Source organism: Blautia sp. An46, assembly GCF_002161645.1.
GTDB classification, from domain to species: Bacteria; Bacillota; Clostridia; order Lachnospirales; family Lachnospiraceae; genus Blautia; species Blautia ornithocaccae.
The window spans coordinates 376812-392390 of sequence record NZ_NFIF01000001.1 but is presented as its reverse complement, the minus strand read 5'-3'; the positions used below and the strand labels follow the sequence as shown (position 1 = coordinate 392390).

17 protein-coding genes are annotated in these 15579 nt (G+C 45.2%); all 17 read right to left on the bottom strand.

What is annotated here, in order from left to right; genetic code table 11:
* Positions 1-29: 29 nt before the first annotated feature.
* The 17 genes from B5G00_RS01885 to B5G00_RS01800 all read right to left on the bottom strand — a co-directional run bounded on the left by B5G00_RS01885 (position 30) and on the right by B5G00_RS01800 (position 15542).
* Positions 30-659 carry a regulatory protein RecX gene (locus B5G00_RS01885; protein WP_087267612.1) on the bottom strand — a complete coding sequence of 210 codons (630 nt, stop codon included), beginning with the start codon at positions 657-659 and terminating at the stop codon, positions 30-32.
* Between the two features lie 11 nt (positions 660-670).
* The gene (recA, locus tag B5G00_RS01880; protein ID WP_204247315.1) at positions 671-1741 is read right to left on the bottom strand and encodes a recombinase RecA; all 1071 of its coding nucleotides are present in this window, start codon (positions 1739-1741) and stop codon (positions 671-673) included.
* A 388-nt stretch (positions 1742-2129) separates the two neighbouring features.
* Positions 2130-2387 carry a spore coat protein gene (locus tag B5G00_RS01870; protein ID WP_087267602.1) on the bottom strand — a complete coding sequence of 86 codons (258 nt, stop codon included), beginning with the start codon at positions 2385-2387 and terminating at the stop codon, positions 2130-2132.
* Positions 2388-2399: 12 nt separating this feature from the next.
* Positions 2400-2585, bottom strand: coding sequence for a hypothetical protein (locus B5G00_RS01865; protein ID WP_087267600.1), 186 nt, complete (start codon positions 2583-2585; stop codon positions 2400-2402).
* Between the two features lie 223 nt (positions 2586-2808).
* A complete protein-coding gene (glgA, locus tag B5G00_RS01860) occupies positions 2809-4254 on the bottom strand; it encodes a glycogen synthase GlgA (RefSeq protein ID WP_087267597.1) in 1446 nt (481 codons plus the stop codon).
* A gap of 124 nt (positions 4255-4378) precedes the next feature.
* A complete protein-coding gene (spo0A, locus tag B5G00_RS01855) occupies positions 4379-5173 on the bottom strand; it encodes a sporulation transcription factor Spo0A (protein ID WP_087267594.1) in 795 nt (264 codons plus the stop codon).
* Between the two features lie 201 nt (positions 5174-5374).
* The gene (gene spoIVB, locus B5G00_RS01850; protein ID WP_087267591.1) at positions 5375-6568 is read right to left on the bottom strand and encodes a SpoIVB peptidase; all 1194 of its coding nucleotides are present in this window, start codon (positions 6566-6568) and stop codon (positions 5375-5377) included.
* Positions 6569-6647: 79 nt separating this feature from the next.
* Complete coding sequence (gene recN / locus B5G00_RS01845) at positions 6648-8333, bottom strand: DNA repair protein RecN (RefSeq protein ID WP_087267589.1); 1686 nt, start codon at positions 8331-8333, stop codon at positions 6648-6650.
* An 18-nt stretch (positions 8334-8351) separates the two neighbouring features.
* Positions 8352-8804, bottom strand: a complete 453-nt coding sequence (locus B5G00_RS01840) for an arginine repressor (RefSeq protein ID WP_087267586.1) — start codon at positions 8802-8804, stop codon at positions 8352-8354.
* Positions 8805-8813: 9 nt separating this feature from the next.
* Positions 8814-9674 (bottom strand): NAD(+)/NADH kinase, encoded by an 861-nt coding sequence (locus B5G00_RS01835; protein ID WP_087267583.1) that lies wholly within the window; start codon positions 9672-9674, stop codon positions 8814-8816.
* A 2-nt stretch (positions 9675-9676) separates the two neighbouring features.
* Entirely contained in the window at positions 9677-10483 is an 807-nt protein-coding gene (locus B5G00_RS01830; protein ID WP_087267580.1) for a TlyA family RNA methyltransferase, read from the bottom strand.
* Positions 10484-12340: a 1-deoxy-D-xylulose-5-phosphate synthase gene (gene dxs / locus B5G00_RS01825; protein ID WP_087267577.1), complete on the bottom strand. Its 1857-nt coding sequence runs from the start codon at positions 12338-12340 to the stop codon at positions 10484-10486.
* 13 nt (positions 12341-12353) lie between these two features.
* On the bottom strand, positions 12354-13244 hold the full coding sequence (locus B5G00_RS01820) for a polyprenyl synthetase family protein (protein ID WP_087267574.1): 891 nt from the start codon (positions 13242-13244) through the stop codon (positions 12354-12356).
* Positions 13234-13458: an exodeoxyribonuclease VII small subunit gene (gene xseB, locus B5G00_RS01815; RefSeq protein WP_087267571.1), complete on the bottom strand. Its 225-nt coding sequence runs from the start codon at positions 13456-13458 to the stop codon at positions 13234-13236. The genes B5G00_RS01820 and xseB overlap by 11 nt, the downstream gene beginning before the upstream one ends.
* Positions 13439-14671, bottom strand: coding sequence for an exodeoxyribonuclease VII large subunit (xseA, locus tag B5G00_RS01810; protein WP_087267568.1), 1233 nt, complete (start codon positions 14669-14671; stop codon positions 13439-13441). The genes xseB and xseA overlap by 20 nt, the downstream gene beginning before the upstream one ends.
* Positions 14668-15075 (bottom strand): transcription antitermination factor NusB, encoded by a 408-nt coding sequence (gene nusB / locus B5G00_RS01805; protein WP_087267564.1) that lies wholly within the window; start codon positions 15073-15075, stop codon positions 14668-14670. Before nusB ends, xseA begins: the two co-directional genes overlap by 4 nt.
* Before the next feature lie 86 nt (positions 15076-15161).
* Positions 15162-15542: an Asp23/Gls24 family envelope stress response protein gene (locus tag B5G00_RS01800; RefSeq protein ID WP_087267561.1), complete on the bottom strand. Its 381-nt coding sequence runs from the start codon at positions 15540-15542 to the stop codon at positions 15162-15164.
* Positions 15543-15579: the final 37 nt, after the last annotated feature.

Genomic DNA, 15579 nt, shown 5'->3' with positions numbered 1-15579 from the left:
GGTCTATGTATATTTTATACAAGGGAACCCTATGTCAGGTTCCCTTCATCATCTTCCGAAAATTCTCTCAATACAGAGAGGATATCTGAAGTAGAAAATCCCCGGCGAAGGAGAAATCCGTAAAGCCTCTGCTTCTCTTTTTCATCCATGGGCCCCTGCCCTCTTCGCTTCTTCTGAACAAGTTCCCGGATCACAGCTTCCGTGTCCGTCTCTTCTTCCATTTCCTGAAAGGCCTGGTCAATATATTCCTGAGGAACACCTTTTCTGCGAAGCTCCATCTGAATCCTGGCCCGGCCTTTCCTTCCGCTCTGGTTCTGAATATAAGACAGGGCATACCTTTTATCATCAATATAGTGGAAGGATTCCACATAGGCCAGCGCCGCTTCTGCAGCTTCCGGAGGATATCCGTTTTTCAGAAGCTTTTCTTCCAGATCTTTTTTTGTCCTGTCTCCCTGTTCCAAAAGATGCAGAGCTCTGAGCTTTGCTCTCTTTGTCAGCACTTCTTCTATAATCTCCCTGTATATTTCCGGGGAAATTTCCCGGTCTTTCTCTATATGGTACCGGAATACTTCTCCTTTATACAGGACAAAAGGCGAATGGCCTTCCACTTCTATCTGATATTTCTGTTTTGTCACAGGTCTGATCTCTGTAACAGTCATCTGCATTCTCCTTATGCTTCTTCTGTATCAAGAGGGAGAGTTTCCTGAGCCGGCGCTTCCTTCCCTGCTGTTTCAGTTCCTTCCTCTACAGCCAGTCCGTAATGCTCTCTCACCTTTTTCTCAATCTCTTCGCGAACAGCAGGATTTTCTTTCAGATATTTCTTTGCGTTTTCACGTCCCTGTCCGATCTTGGCATTATCATAAGCATACCAGGCGCCGCTTTTATTTACGATTCCCAGGTCTGCTGCCAAATCCAGCACATCACCTTCTTTGGAAATGCCTTCTCCAAACATAATATCAAATTCTGCCTCTTTGAAAGGAGGAGCGATCTTATTCTTCACTACTTTGATCCTGGTACGGTTTCCTACCATCTCTCCGCCCTGTTTCAGTGTCTCGATCCTTCTTACATCCATACGGACAGAAGAGTAAAATTTCAGAGCCCGGCCACCGGTAGTTACTTCCGGATTTCCGAACATCACGCCTACCTTCTCACGAAGCTGATTGATAAAGATCACGATACAGTTTGACTTGCTGATATGGGCAGTCAGTTTACGCAGAGCCTGAGACATCAGTCTTGCCTGGAGTCCTACATGGGAATCACCCATATCTCCCTCAATCTCTGCCCTGGGTACCAGTGCGGCAACAGAGTCCACGATAATGATATCCACAGCTCCGGAGCGGACCATAGTCTCTGTGATCTCCAGGGCCTGCTCTCCGTTGTCCGGCTGTGATATATACAGGTTATCAATATCTACGCCGATATTTTTGGCATAAGCCGGATCAAGAGCATGCTCTGCGTCAATGAATCCGGCAATGCCTCCTCTTTTCTGCACTTCTGCCACCATATGAAGAGCTACTGTGGTCTTACCGCTGGACTCCGGTCCGTAAATCTCAATGATCCTTCCCTTTGGAACCCCGCCCATGCCCAAAGCGATATCCAGGCTCAGTGAGCCTGTAGGAACTGTCTCCACGTTCATGTTGGCTGCAGAATCTCCCAGTTTCATCACAGAGCCTTTGCCAAACTGTTTCTCTATCTGTCCAAGAGCGGCATCTAATGCCTTTAATTTATCTTCTTTCACCATCTGTGCCATTTTTCTTCTCCTTTTATTTCGCTGTTTCCTTCTACGAACTTATGTTCGCCTATGTATCCAATGATAGTATAGTTTTCAGGGATTGTCAACTGTTTCTTTTACTCTTTACCTGTGTTAGAGGGGTATTTATCTGGGAACCGGGGGAATCCGGAAAGAGCCTGAGCTGTGAGGAAGAGGTGCTCTGTACCTTCTCTGAGAATATAGAATGTATTTCTCTGATATGTTTATGAAAATTATAACACGTCCCAAAGTCCCCTGTAAATCCCAGGAAAATCACCAAAAATCCTCTTTTCAATCCTGTTGAAAACTGTGAAAAAAGCCCTCTCCCCCCAAAAAGAGGAAAGGACTTTTTCTTATCCCTATGGTTTTCGGATTTTTCTTACTGAACAGCAGGCTGGCTGAGCACAGAACGCACATGGGCTACTTCTTCAGGTTTTGCACAGGCTGCTGGAACATAATAGCTCTTGGCTCTGGCAATCTGATAGATTTCCTCCTGAGACATTTCGCACTGGTTCCGCATCTGTTTCAGCACCTGTTTTAACTGGGAATTCTCTGTCTGAGAGATCATCTCTCCGTAGCGTACCAATTCGCCGTTGATCCCTGCCAAAGTATCTGCCACCATTGTCTTATCTGTCATCTTCTCCACCTCCTACTGTAAAAATTTCATAAGCTGCTGCTTGCTCTCCAGAGCAGACTGGGCTGATTTCTGGAAAAACTGCTTCACCTGAGGGTCCTGAGCCTCATGGGCGTAGTCCTGCATTTTACAGTGGGTAGTGTCAAAACCACCAATGAGATGACGAAGATTCTGAAGGTCTAATACCGAAATTTCTGTCATGATCTTTTCCTCCTTAAATTTAGTTTCCACAGTTAGTATGACAAAAATCCGGATTTTTATGTGACATTAAGGATTTCGGATAATCCTTTTGCTGCCAAAATAGGTAAGTAAGAAATAGGCTCCATAAATCAGGATAAAAAGAACTGCCGCCTTTAACAAAGTTCCAGAGTCCTTCACTCTTAACATATGTTAAATGCAGCAGCCCATTTTTAATTTTCTATGTTCAACCTCCGATCAGCCAATTGTACATCTCCTCGTACTGTTTTGCAGAATTATTCCAGGAGAAATCTTTTGCCATGGCCCGATCAATCATTTTATTCCATTCTCTCTTCTTATCGTAGTATACGCCTTCCGCATAACGAATGGTTCCCAGCATCTCATGAGCATTGTAATTTTTAAAGCTGAATCCGGTGCCGGTGCTCTCATATTCATTATAAGGCTCTACGGTATCTTTCAAACCTCCGGTCTCTCTTACAATAGGAAGGGTTCCATAACGAAGGCTCATCAGCTGGCTCAGGCCGCAGGGCTCAAAAAGGGACGGCATAAGGAAAGCGTCACAGGAAGCATAAATCCTGTGGGAAAGTGCATTGTCATAGAAAATATTGGCAGATACTTTGCCCTGATACTTCCATGCAAAATGACGGAACATATTCTCATAACGCTCTTCGCCAGTTCCCAGAACTACGATCTGTACGTTATCCTGGCACAGTTCATCCATTACATAAGCCACCAGGTCGAATCCTTTCTGATCTGTAAGCCTGGATACGACACCGATCATCATAGCTTTTGGATCTTCGTTTAATCCCAGCTCTCTCTGGAGGGCCGTCTTATTCTTTACCTTTTCCTTCCGGAAGGTCTTGGCATTAAAGTTCTTTGCGATCATAGGATCTGTTTCCGGATTCCACTCATTATAGTCCAGACCATTGACAATACCCCTGAGGTCATTGCTGCGGGCTCTCATCAGTCCGTCAAGGCCTTCTCCGTAGAATTCCGTCTTGATCTCCTCTGCATAAGTATTGCTTACAGTGGTAATGGCATCTGCATATACCAGACCGCCTTTTAACAGATTGGCATCTTTGTATGCCTCTAATTTATCTGGTGTAAAGAAGTAAGCCGGCAGTCCTGTCAGCTCACGGATGGTCTTAATGTCCCAGGTTCCCTGGAATTTTAAGTTATGTATGGTCATAACTGTCTTAATTCCCTGATAGAAGGGGCTGTCCTGGAATCCGTCTTTTAAGTATACTGGAATCAGTCCGGTCTGCCAGTCATGACAGTGGATCAGGTCCGGTCTGAAGTCAATGGTAGGCAGAATAGAAAGAGCTGCTTTTGAGAAAAAGGCAAATTTTTCAATATCAAAACGGATGTCTCCGTATGGCTGATATCCTGAAAAATAATATTCATTGTCAATGAAATAGAACTTAATACCGTCATATTCCAGCTGCATAATGCCTACATATTCTCTTCTGTAGCCAATATCCATATAAAAATGGGTAATATACTGAAGCTGGTTTTTATACTCTTCCTTCATGCATAAATATTTCGGAATAATAACCCTTACATCAAAATAGTTTTTGTCGAAACACTTGGGCAATGCGCCTACAACGTCTGCTAATCCCCCGGTCTTTATAAAAGGCACTGCCTCTGAGGCCACAAATAATATCTTTTTCACCTTAAAATACCCTCCTTGCCAGACATTCTGATTCTTTGTCCTTTTCGGACTAAATCTAACGATATTATACCCCATTTTTTATGCAAAGAAAAGTGATTTTTTAAAGGAATCCAGGTATATTGTGTTATTTTTTATATTCCAGCCTGATTTTATCTGCAATCAGGGCGATAAACTCTGAATTGGTAGGTTTTCCTTTTCCTGTACTTACCGTATATCCGAAAAGTTCGTCGATAGTGTCCATTTTCCCCCTGCTCCAGGCCACTTCAATGGCATGGCGGATTGCTCTTTCTACCCTGCTTGGTGTGGTCTGATGCTTTTTCGCTATGGTAGGATATAAGATTTTTGTGATGGAATTGAGCATTTCCATATCGTTTACAGAAAGGATAATGGCATCTCTGAGATACTGATATCCTTTTATATGGGCGGGAACGCCGATCTCATGTATGATATTGGTCACATCTGCTTCCAGATTTCTCTCATAATAACTGGTACTGTTTTCATAGGCATTTACTTTCCGCAGGTCTTTCTTTCTGCCTTCTTTCTCCTGGCGGATATGTTTGATCCTGGACAGAAGCATGTCATTGTCAAAGGGTTTGAGGATATAATAATTGGCTCCCAGCTGGAAAGCGTCCTCTGTAATCTGTTCCTGTCCTACTGCAGAAACGACGATAAAGGCCGGATGCTTTTTCAGTTCAACATCTTTGCTTACCCGTTCCATAACAGTCAGACCGTCCACTTTGGGCATTATAATGTCCAGAAGGACTACATCGGGCTCTTTTTCCTTAATAATATCGTATATTTCGGCGCCGTTGCTGGCATGTCCTACTAACTCCAGCTCCTGGTCTTCATTTATCAGGTTTCCAAGTAAATCTAACATTTTTTCATTATCATCTGCTATAGCGACATTTAACTTCTCCATTACTTATCCTCCATATATTTGTTGCCATATTCTTCAGGAAATGACGGGCGCCCTCTAGAATCGCCATTCCTAAAGACTATTAGTATTATATTATTTGTGGTTTTCAGAATCAAGCTAAATCATACTACAATTAGCGATATATTCTGATAACTTTTCTTCTTTTTCGACATATTTCATATTTTCTTCCCAGAGTGTTTGGATTTATTCCAGCATATTTTCAATGAAAATCCCGTATCCTTTTGAAGAATCCTGAACAAAAACATGAGTTACCGCGCCGATGAGTTTTCCATCCTGAAGGATCGGGCTGCCGCTCATTCCCTGAACGATTCCTCCTGTCTTTGCCAAGAGCTCAGGATCTGTCACCTGTATCTGGAAAGATTTATTGGTATCCTGCTGACTGCTGTATATATCTGTGATCTCTATATCATAATATTCCACCTTTCCCTCTAACTGCATAAGAATCTGGGCTTTTCCTTTTTTTACTTCCTGTTTGTATCCGATCTTCACCTTTTCACCAGAAATCTGGGTGTCAGAAAAAATCTGGCCGAAAATCCCGATATCTGTATTTTTCTCTATGGTTCCGATTTTTTTCTCGTCTTCATATTCAATATAACCAGAAAGTTCTCCCGGAACGCCTTGGGCTCCCCGGATTATAGAAACGATCTGGGCCTGATAAAGTTCGCCTCCCGATACATCCAGAAGTTCTCCTGTGTCTGTGTCGCTGATACCGTGTCCCAGGGCTCCGAATCTGCCTTTCTCATCCACATAGGTAATAGTACCGATTCCCTGGGTATTATCCCTTACCCAAATTCCCAGCTTATAATTTTCTTCCTGGGTAAGCACAGGCTCCAGAGACAGGGGAATCTCTTCTCCCTTTCGATTTACCACCAGCTCTACATTCTCCCCCTGGCAGTCTTCAATTTCTGCAATTAGTTCTCTTTTTCTGGAAACTGTTTTTCCATTTACCTCCAGGATATAGTCTCCTGGCTGGACAATGTTTGCCGCAGGTTCCAGGGCTATACCATTTTGGTTTGTAATCTCTCCCGTATCTACGATGAGCACACCCTGAGTCTCCATGTACAGTCCAACAGGATTTCCTGAAACGCAGACCCACTGATCCTCTACCGTCTCTACCTGTACATTCTTCAGGGGGAGCATTCCCAAGAGCGAGCAGGGAATCTGATAGCTTCCTCTGTCCGACACGTCAATGGTCTCTGGATAGGTTATCAGAGGAATATCCAGAGAATCCCCCAGGCCTTCCTCCTGTCCATACCGGATATAGACCGTATCCGGTATCCTGTCTTTAAGTTCTTCCAGAGAAAGAACTCCCGCAGCTATCAGGTCCGCTAATAAAAATCCGAAAAGAAAGAGACGATAATTACGTTTTTTCGACAAAAAATCACATCCTCTCTTAATTTTATACGAAAAAAGGATACACACTACTGTGTACCCTTTTTATTATGTGACCTTTTGTCTATTTCAATCTTGTATTTTTTTGTTGCTGTGCCAAATCTTTCATTTCTGCAGCATTTTGCAGAACCGCATCGGTTATCTTTGCGCCGCCCAGCATTCTGGCCAGCTCTTCTACAGAATCATCATAAGAAAGTCTGCGGATCCTGGTACTTGTTTCCATATTTTCCACATTTTTCTCTATAAGATAATGGTAATCCGCCTGAGAAGCAATCTGCGGAAGATGGGTAATGCACAGAACCTGATGATTCTCTCCGATAACCTTCATTTTCTCTGCTACCTTCTGGGCAGTCCTGCCGCTGATCCCGGTGTCAATCTCATCGAAGATCAGGGTCTCCGTCTGGTCTTTATCTGCCAGCAGAGTCTTGATTGCCAGCATGATCCTGGAAAGTTCTCCTCCTGATACCACCTGCTGCAAAGGCAGCACCGGTTCTCCCGGATTGGTAGAGATCATGAACGTTATACTGTCTTTTCCCTGGGCTGTATAACTTTCTTTTTCCCTGAAAGAAATATGAAATTCCACATTTAAGAAATTCAGGTCCTGAAGGCTCTGGATAATCTTCTCCTCCAGCATAGAAGCCCAATCTTTTCTGCATCTGGTAAGTTCCTGGGAAGCTTTCTTTAAAAGCATCTCCTGCTCCTCCAGCCTTCTTTCCAAATCTTTTTTTCTGGCCTGGAAATTTTCCAGTCTTTCCAGTTCTTTCTCTTTTTCACCCTGGTAAGAAAGAATTTCCTCAATAGTATGTCCATATTTGGATTTTAAATGATTAATAAGGTCCAGACGGTTCTCCGTTTCCTGAAATTCTTCATCTGAAAAAACAAATTCCGAAAGATAGGAGGACAATTCCCGGTTCAGATCGTTGAGAAGACTGTCCATGTCTTCCATAGAGCTGTAAATATTTTCCAGTTCACTGTCATATTCCCGGATCTGGGAAATTTTCTGCATGGCTCTTCCCATCTGGGCTCCCATCCCTTCTCCTTCATATCCGGTAATCTGATATACGCTGCCAAGGCCTTCCGTTATTTTCTTTCCATTTGCAAGTTTTCTGTAGACAGTCTCCAGTTCCTGGTCCTCTCCTGGCTTCAGCTGGGCCTGGGAAATCTCCTGGATCTCATATTCCAAAAATCCCATTTCCCGCCGCCGCTGCTCTTCATCTATCTGATAGCTTTCCAGCTCTTTTTTCAGCCTGCTGTACTCTATGTAAAAACCTTTTACTCCTTCTTTTTTTTCAAGAATCTCCCCGCCGCCGAATTCATCCAGAATCTCCATCTGTTTCTCCGGATAAAGAAGGGACTGATGTTCATGCTGTCCGTGGATATCCAGTAAAAGAGCTGCGATCTTTTTAATATTTCCTGCCGTGCTGGCCTCTCCATTGACTTTACTGATGCTGCGATTTTCCATAAGCTTTCTGGTTATGATAACCTGACCTTCTTCCGGAAAAACATCCAGCTCTTTTAGTTTTTCCTCTGTACAGGAATCTACCTGAAACACCAGTTCCACCAGGGCATAAGGTGCGCCTTCCCGGATCATGCCTCTGGACATCTTCTGCCCCAGGGCCAGATTCACGGAACCCATTAAGATAGATTTTCCTGCGCCGGTCTCTCCTGTAAGTATATTCAGTCCCGGTCCAAAATCTGCCTGGACCTCCTGGATCAGCGCCAGGTTCTTCACATGTAAATGCACCAACATCTCTGATCCACCCCGTTTTTACTGATTGATGATTTTCTTTATTTTGTTCAAAAGCTGCAATGTTTCCTCAGGACTTTTGCTGAAGCATGCAATAGTATCGTCTCCTGCAATACTGCCCACTACTTCCCGCCAGTTCATATGATCCAGGGCTACCGCCGCTGCGTTTGCCATTCCCACTCCTGTCTTGATCACCAGGATATTCTGGGCCGCGTCCATAGATACAAAAGCTTCTCTCAGAACCCGGATATATTTTTCTCCGTCAGGAGTTTCCTGAGAGGTTACAGCCATATATTTGGATCCTCCTCCTGGCTTTGCAACTTTTGTCAGGTTCAGCTCCCGGATATCTCTGGAAACAGTGGCCTGAGTCACCCGAAATCCGGCCTCATTCAGCCTGGAAGCCAGTTCTTCCTGTGTCTCGATATCATAATGATTGACCAATTCTATAATTTTTGAATGTCTGGCAATCTTCATATCTGCCTCCTAATCTCTCATCTTGGTGCGGAGCACCTCCAAAAAACTGATGTTACTGATCTTAATGATCCTGGTATCTTTTACAGACCGGCGGATCACGATTCTGTCTCCCACATTCATGGCAATGTTGGTATCTCCATCAAAAGATGCCACTGCCTTTCCATTTCCCCTGTGAGTTCCCTGAGCAATCTCCACTCCAATCTCGTCCTCGCCGGGGAAGATAATGCTCCGGGTATTCAAGGTGTGGGGAGAGATAGGAGTCATGAGCATGATATTGGTCTCCGGGGAAACAATAGGGCCTCCTGCTGAAAGGCTGTATCCTGTAGAGCCTGTAGCCGTAGAAATAATAATTCCGTCTGCCGCATAAGCGTTAAGGAATTCCTGGTTGATATAATTTCGGAACCTGGTCACTCCCATAGGGCCATCTCTTCCGATAACAATATCATTTAACGCCACATCCTCTGCCACCATTTTTCCCCGGTGATATACTTTCCCATTAAGCATCATCCGTTTTTCAATGGTATATTCATCTGCCATAAGATGATTCAGGGCCGGTTCAATAGATCCGCTGTCAATCTCTGCCAGATATCCCAAAGTTCCCAGATTAATCCCCAAAAGAGGAATCTGCCGGCTGACCACATCTCTGGCCGCCTGCAGGAGGGTTCCGTCTCCTCCCAGTACAAGCACACATTCCACTTCCTGAGGAATCTGATTTATGTCCGTATAGTGATGAAGATTATCTCTGGTCCCCGTAGATGCAGGACGGATATAGCAGTTCTTTCCTTTGCTCTTTATGTATCCTGCCACCCGGGAAGCAATCTTCAGTCCTTCGTCTTTATCACTGTTTGCAATAATATAAAAATTATCCATAACTATTTATCCAGTTCTTTGTGGGCCTGGGCCACAATTCCATCTATGTCTATATTTCCATCTTCTGGAACCCCCTCTTGCTTTTTCTGGAGGTGAAGAAGATATTCTATATTTCCCTCTGGCCCCTTAATAGGTGAATACTCCAGATTCAGCAGAGCAAAGCCCGTCTCAGAGGCAAAGGCTGTGACTTTTTCTATAACTTCCCGATGAACTGCCGGATCCCTGACTACGCCTTTTTTTCCCACCTTTTCTCTTCCTGCTTCAAACTGAGGCTTAATAAGACAGACTACCTGTCCCTGGTCTTTCAGCAGTTCATAGACAGGAGACAGCACTTTGGTCAGGGATATAAAGGACACATCAATAGAAGAAAAATCTGCTTTTTCTTCCAGATCCTCAGGCGTAACATAGCGGATATTGGTCTTTTCCATACAGACTACCCGGGGATCGTTCCGCAGTTTCCAGTCTAACTGCCCATGGCCTACGTCTATGGAGTAAACTTTTACTGCTCCGTTCTGGAGCATACAGTCTGTAAAGCCTCCCGTGGAAGAACCAACATCCATGCACACACAGCCATCCAGGCTCAGCCCGAAGTGGGTCATGGCCTTTTCCAGCTTCAGTCCTCCCCGGCTTACATATTTTAAGGTATTTCCCCTTACTTCAATCTGAACCGTATCGGGAAACATAGTGCCGGCCTTATCTTCCTTCTGATTGTCTACAAATACGCTTCCAGCCATGATCACTGCCTTGGCTTTTTCCCTGGAAGCCGCCAGGCCCCGCTTTACCAGCAAGACATCCAGACGCTCTTTCATTTATCTGGCCTCCTTGATTTTCTCGTAAATAGATACCGGGTCCAGTCCCAGTTTTTCTTTCAGTTTTTCCGGATTTCCATGCTCCACGAACTGGTCCGGCACTGCAAAAATCAGTACCTGAACCTGAGGATGGTTCATCCGCATATAGTCAGCTACTGCCATACCAAAGCCTCCTGTCTTCACATTCTCTTCCATTGTAACGATCAGGCTGTGGCCGGCTGCCAGAAAGTCCAGCATCTTTTCATCTAAGGGCTTTACAAATCTGGCATTGATCAGAGTCGGGTTCTCCCCATCCTCCTTCAACTGACGGTACACTTTCTCCCCGGTCTTTACCATACTTCCCACCGGAAGAAGGGCTGTCTTTTCCCCTTCAAAAAGAAATTCGCTGCGTCCCAGGACAATGGGAGCCCGAAATTCTTCTAATCCATCATAAGCCTCACCTCTTGGGTAACGGATAGCAATGGGGCCCTGATATTTCACTGCAAATTTCAGCATATCGGAAAGTTCCCATTTATTCTTGGGAGCCATTACTGTCATATTGGGGATCATAGACAGATAGGTCAGGTCAAAACAGCCCTGATGGGTTTCTCCGTCGCTTCCCACTAATCCTGCCCGGTCTACGGCAAAGATCACATGAAGTTTCTGGAGACACACATCTTCTATGATCTGGTCAATGGCTCTCTGAAGGAAAGAAGAATAAACCGCCACCACCGGTATCAGGCCTCCCAGAGCCAGTCCTGCGGCAAAGGTCACTGCATGTTCCTCTGCAATCCCCACATCAAAGAATCTGTCCGGGAACATATTACGGAATCTTTTCAGTCCGGTTCCATCAGGCATTGCAGCGGTAACAGCTACCACCTTTTCCTCCCGGTCTCCGAATTTCCGCATAACTGTAGAAAAAATATCGGTGTAGTTGGCTTTTCCATTTTTGTTTAAAGGAATTCCATGCTCCAGGTCAAAAGCAGCGGTACCGTGGAATCTGGCCGGATGGCGCATAGCCGGCTCATAACCTCTTCCTTTTTCCGTCTTTACATGAACCAGCACCGGGCCCTGGATTTTCCTGGCCTCCTGGAATACCTGGATCATTCTGGCACAATCATGTCCATTTATAGGGCCCAGATAAGTAATGCCCATATCTTCAAAAAACATCCCCGGAATGAGCAGCCTTTTCATACTGTCTTTCGCTTTGTGGATTTTCTTCACTGTGGCAGGTCCGATTCCCGGAATCCGGTTCAGCCCTTTTTTCACTTCAATTTTCAGGTCATTATACCCTTCCGCAGTGCGCAGGTTTCCCAGATAACTGGAGATTCCTCCCACATTCTTGGAGATAGACATTTCATTGTCGTTGAGCACAATGATAAAATTAGATTTCAGCTGTGAGGCATTGTTCAGGGCTTCATAGGCCATGCCTCCTGTCAGGGCTCCGTCTCCGATAACAGAAACCACCTGATAGTTCTCTTTATTCAGATCTCTGGCACACACATACCCCATTCCCGCTGAGATAGAAGTGGAGCTGTGTCCTGTGTCAAAAGAATCACAGGGACTTTCACTCCGCTTGGGAAATCCGCTCATTCCTCCCAGCATACGGAGATGTTCGAATCCTTCTTTTCTCCCTGTAAGGATTTTATGGGTGTAGGACTGGTGTCCCACATCCCAGATAATCTTATCCTCAGGGAGACAGAGCACATAGTGGAGGGCCATAGTCAGTTCTACTGCCCCCAGATTCGAAGCCAGATGGCCTCCTGTTTTGCTTAAATGCTCCAGAAGAAAGGTCCGGATCTCCCCTGCAAGCTGGGGAAGCTGCTCCAGAGGTATATTCTTTATATCGTTTTCTTTCTTTATTTCATCTAACAGCATGGGCTATGCACCTCTATTTTCTGCGGGTACACAGAGAAAGAAACAGTTCTTTTAAGAACTCCGTGTCCCCTGGCAGCTCATCAAGGAGCTTCAGGGCTTCCTCTGTCAGATTTTCCACTTCCTGACCCGCTTTTTCCATTCCTTCCAGCGTAACATAGGTTGTCTTATGATTTTTTTCATCACTTCCCACCGGCTTGCCAAGCTCTTCCTGGTTTCCCGTTACATCCAGGATATCATCCTGAATCTGAAAAGCCAGGCCGATATATCTGCCGATAGTTTCTATCTTTTCCAGGTCTTCCATACCTGCCAGGGCGGCGCCTGCCATAAGTGAGGCTTCAATAAGGGCTGAAGTCTTATTAATGTATATATATTCCAGCATCTCTCTCGTTAAAGGCTTTCCGTCATTCTCCACATCTACTCCCTGGCCCCCTAACATTCCCCGGATCCCGGTCTTTTTTCCCAGGATTTCCAAAGCTCTGGCCGCCCTTCTAAGGGCTTTATCATCTTTTGCCATGCCAAAAGCCCGGAAGGCCGTTTCATAGGCGTAGTTTAAAAGAGCGTCACCTGCCAGAATAGCCGCAGATTCTCCGAAAACCACATGTGTAGTCTTTTTTCCCCGGCGGTATTCATCATTATCAATAGCAGGGAGATCATCATGGATCAGGGAGTGTGTGTGTATCATCTCAATTGCTGCCATAAAAGGTTCTGCCAGTTCTCCCTCTCCGCCGCAGACCTGATACATCTCTCCCAGGAAAATAGGCCTGAGCCGCTTCCCCCCTGCCTCCATGCTGTAATTCATGGCCTTTATGAGATTTTTTGAAAAGCCCTCTTCAGCAGGAAGAAATTTCCCGATGACCTGCTCCGCTCTCTCTGTTCTTTTTTCCAACTCATCTCTAAAATTCACTTAGATCACCATCTTCATTTATTTTCAGCATTTTTTTCTCGACTTTGTCGATTTTTCCACTGCACTGCTTTAAAAGCTCCATACCTTTCTGGTACATAGTAAAAGACTCCTCCAGAGAAATTTCTCTGCTCTCCAGCTTTTCCACGATGTCATCCAGTTCTTTGAGGGACTCTTCAATGGTGGTCTCCTGTCTGCTATTTTCTGTCTGTTCCATTTTTTACGCTCCTCTCTTCCTGCTTTTTGCTCTTTACCTCCGTCTCCAGAGAACCGTCTGTGACCCGGATGACCAGCCGGTCTCCTACTTCTGCCTGGGTAATGCTGGTCACTGCATGTCTCTGCTTGTCTTCTACATAGGAAAAGCCCTGATTCAGTTTGTCCAAAGGAGACAGGCCTTTCATCCGCTCGATATAAATATCCAGCCTCTGTCTTGCCAGATAAATCTGATTTTTCATAGAGGTCTCCAGCTTTTCTTCGATATCCATGAGCCGGGTCCTCATTTCCTGAATCCTGTACCGGGGGCTGCCATGTTCCAGCCGGGTCTGATAATACTTCAGATTTTGTCTCAACATCAGAAGCCTGTTTTCCATAGCTCTGTCCATTTTTCTTTGGTAATTCTCCAGAGAATCAAAAAATGTCCGTATATCTGCTACTGCCAGTTCTGCAGCGCCGGAAGGAGTGGGGGCCCGCAGGTCCGCCACATAATCTGCAATGGTGGTATCTGTCTCATGACCCACAGCGGAAATTACCGGAGTCCGGCAGTCAAAGATTGCTCTGGCCACTGCCTCTTCATTAAAGGCCCATAAATCTTCTATGGAGCCTCCTCCTCTTCCTACAATTATAACATCTACGCCCAGTCTGTCCAGGGTCTGAATTCCCTTTACAATGCTCTGAACAGCCCCATCTCCCTGGACAAGGGCCGGGTAAAGGACAAGCTGCACATAGGGATTCCGTCTTCCTGCAATGTTCCGGATATCCTGTATGGCAGCACCGGTAGGAGCAGTGACCACTCCTACTTTCCGGGCGTATTTGGGAATAGGCTGTTTGTATTCCTGGGCAAACATTCCCATTTCTTCCAGTTCTTTTTTCAGGGCCAGAAATCTCTCATAGAGAAGTCCCGCCCCCTCCAGGGTAATCTCTCTGGCATAGAGCTGGTACTTTCCGTCTCTTTCATAAACGCTGACGCTGCCTCCTGCCACCACCCGGTCTCCGTCTTTCATAGGAAAGGCCAGGCCTTTTCTCTGGCCGGCAAACATCACACAGGATATGGTCCCCGTCTCATCCTTCAGGGAAAAATAAATGTGTCCTGAGGTATGATACTTACAGTTGGACACCTCTCCCTTGATATAGATCCGGTTCAGCATAAAATCCTGGTTAAACATGTTTTTAATATAAGTATTGACCTGTCCTACGGAATAGATACTGTTCATAATGCCTCTCTTGCTACTTTTCCCAGAATTCCGTTAATAAAGGAGGCGGAATCCTCTCCTCCAAAGGTCTTGCTGATCTCCACAGCTTCATTGATGGCCACTTTCACCGGAACATCCTCATCATATTTCATCTCATATACAGCCAGACGAAGGATATTTAAATCTACCTTGCTCATTCTCTTTGTCTTCCAGCCTGTGGATTTTTCGTTTAATATGTTGTCGATCTCCTCCAGATGTTCCTGTACCTTTCCATACTTGTCTTCCATGTAGGCCTGCTCTGTGGGAGCCAGCTCCTCCATAGCGTCGAAATACAGCTTTATCTGCTGAGGCATTTCCTCAGCCTCATTAAACTCCCTTAAAAACAGAAGCTTAAAGATATGTTCTCTCATTTCTCTTCTTCCCATGGTTTCCTCCTTCAAAAGAAAAAGGTGCCTCTAAAAAAGACACCTTACCTCTCTGCTCTTTTAGATGTTTACTTGTCAATGAACTACTATTTGGTCTTTTCGATCTCCACGCTGGCAATGCGTACGTTTACATCGGAAACGGTCAGCCCTGTCATATTTTCGATAGCTGCCTTCACTCTCTCCTGAACAGTCTTGCTTGTTTCCAGGATATTGTATCCATATTTAATATTCAAAGCCAGGTCTACACATACCACATCCTCCAGTACGTCTACCTTCACGCCTTTGGAAAGGTTCTTCATACCCAGCTTTCCTACCAGTTCGTTGGTAATATTTCCAGCCATGGAATCCACACCCTCTACCTCTGTGGCAGCCAGTCCGGCGATGATGGCCACTACCTCATCGGCGATCTGCACTTCTCCAAGAGAGCCGTTGTCATGTATCTTATATACGTTTCTGTCTTCCGCCATAATCTCTACCTCCTAACAGGAAATATCCTGTGATTTA

Coding starts and splice junctions, on each gene's coding strand:
- B5G00_RS01885 (WP_087267612.1), bottom strand. CDS start 659: ATGACTGTTACAGAGATCAGACCTGTGACAAAACAGAAATATCAGATA.
- recA (WP_204247315.1), bottom strand. CDS start 1,741: ATGGTGAAAGAAGATAAATTAAAGGCATTAGATGCCGCTCTTGGACAG.
- B5G00_RS01870 (WP_087267602.1), bottom strand. CDS start 2,387: ATGACAGATAAGACAATGGTGGCAGATACTTTGGCAGGGATCAACGGC.
- B5G00_RS01865 (WP_087267600.1), bottom strand. CDS start 2,585: ATGACAGAAATTTCGGTATTAGACCTTCAGAATCTTCGTCATCTCATT.
- spo0A (WP_087267594.1), bottom strand. CDS start 5,173: ATGGAGAAGTTAAATGTCGCTATAGCAGATGATAATGAAAAAATGTTA.
- recN (WP_087267589.1), bottom strand. CDS start 8,333: ATGTTGGTGCATTTACATGTGAAGAACCTGGCGCTGATCCAGGAGGTC.
- B5G00_RS01840 (WP_087267586.1), bottom strand. CDS start 8,804: ATGAAGATTGCCAGACATTCAAAAATTATAGAATTGGTCAATCATTAT.
- B5G00_RS01835 (WP_087267583.1), bottom strand. CDS start 9,674: ATGGATAATTTTTATATTATTGCAAACAGTGATAAAGACGAAGGACTG.
- B5G00_RS01830 (WP_087267580.1), bottom strand. CDS start 10,483: ATGAAAGAGCGTCTGGATGTCTTGCTGGTAAAGCGGGGCCTGGCGGCT.
- dxs (WP_087267577.1), bottom strand. CDS start 12,340: ATGCTGTTAGATGAAATAAAGAAAGAAAACGATATAAAGAATATACCT.
- xseB (WP_087267571.1), bottom strand. CDS start 13,458: ATGGAACAGACAGAAAATAGCAGACAGGAGACCACCATTGAAGAGTCC.
- xseA (WP_087267568.1), bottom strand. CDS start 14,671: ATGAACAGTATCTATTCCGTAGGACAGGTCAATACTTATATTAAAAAC.
- nusB (WP_087267564.1), bottom strand. CDS start 15,075: ATGGGAAGAAGAGAAATGAGAGAACATATCTTTAAGCTTCTGTTTTTA.
- B5G00_RS01800 (WP_087267561.1), bottom strand. CDS start 15,542: ATGGCGGAAGACAGAAACGTATATAAGATACATGACAACGGCTCTCTT.